Source organism: Desulfovibrio sp. 1188_IL3213, from assembly GCF_036763145.1.
Classification (GTDB): Bacteria; Desulfobacterota; Desulfovibrionia; order Desulfovibrionales; family Desulfovibrionaceae; genus Desulfovibrio.
In genome coordinates this window covers 1-1,284 of sequence record NZ_JBAIYR010000552.1, presented here as the reverse complement: position 1 = coordinate 1,284, position 1,284 = coordinate 1, and the positions used below count along the sequence as shown (strand labels likewise).

At 60.1% G+C, this 1,284-nt stretch carries 1 protein-coding gene; it reads left to right on the top strand.

Features of this window, described 5'->3' with window-relative positions; all coding sequences use genetic code 11:
• A partial coding sequence (locus tag V6C16_RS13510) for an AEC family transporter (protein WP_333543470.1) occupies positions 1 to 1,070 on the top strand: 1,070 nt, incomplete at its 5' end.
• Positions 1,071 to 1,284: the final 214 nt, after the last annotated feature.

The following is a 1,284-nucleotide window of genomic DNA, read 5'->3' as shown; positions in this document are numbered from 1 at the left end:
CAGCGGCGGGCCGCAGGGTCATGATGCGTCCGCGCGACAGTGCGCGGCTTTTTCTGTTCTTCACCTTTTCGTTTTTGAGAATTGTCATGTTTCATGCTTTTTTTGCAGTTGTGCCGGTGTTCTGCATCATCGCCCTGGGTGTGCTGCTCAGGGCGCGCGATGTGCTGCCGGAAAACGCCGGGCCGGTGCTTGGCGTCTATGTTCTCAAACTGGCCCTGCCCCTGCTTGTTTTTCACCTGCTGGCCGGGGCGACGCCTGAGGACCTGGCTCGCGGCGGCTTCTGGCTGGCCGTTATCGGCTCTCAGGTCATTGTCTACATTCTCGGCTATGCGGGCGACAGGCTGTTTTGCCGTCGCGGGGCGGGACCGGCAGTCATCAGCGGGCTTTCCTGTTCGGCCTGCAATGCGGCCTTTGTGGGGCTGCCCATTGTGTCAAATCTCTGGCCGGGTAACAGCGAGGCCATGCTGGTGGCGGGGCTGGCCATACTCACGCCCAATGTGGTCATGATCATGGCGCAGACCCGGCTGGACATCCTGTCCGGCTCTCTGGCCCGAAAAGGCGTCAATCCGCTGGTGTTTGCGGGCAATGCGGCGCGCATCTTTATTCTGGGCAATCCCATCCTGCTGGCTACGCTGGCGGGCGGCGCGCTTTCCGTATCCGGGCTTGGCCTGTGGGAACCGCTGGACCGCGCCATCAGCCTTGTGGGCTACACGGCCGCCCCCTGTATGCTGCTGGCTCTCGGTCTGGATCTTCAGCAAAAACTGGCCGTGGCGACACGCCGCGCCCAGGGGGCAGTGCTGCTGCGCCAGATATGGTTTTCCCTGTGCAAGCTTGTGCTGCATCCTCTGCTGTGCTGGGGGATCATGTATGCGCTCGGCATTACGGGCCTGTGGCTGACCATCGGCGTGCTTATCAGCGCCACGGCCACGGCCCTGCTGGTCAGTGTGCTGGCCCAGGTTTACAATGCCGTGCCGGAAGAGGCCGCCCTCACCGCTGTGGTCAGCAACGGGCTGAGCATACTTACCCTCACGGGCTTTGTCTGGCTGTTCCAGACCCTGGGCATGGTTTAGCGCCGTTTGCGAATGAAATGAGTTAACCGCTTTAGACAGTGTCTAGAGCAGATTAACTTTGAGAATGTACATTCTCAAAGTTTAAGTCACGCTCGCTTCGATGCTTAACCGCGCAAGTAAATAGCTCTGCTGTCTTTATCCGTAACTTCCTTTGTCGTAACGGCTGAAGCTGCGCTTGCATCTTTGCGGCGGGCGACTGCTCACGCAGCCGCCA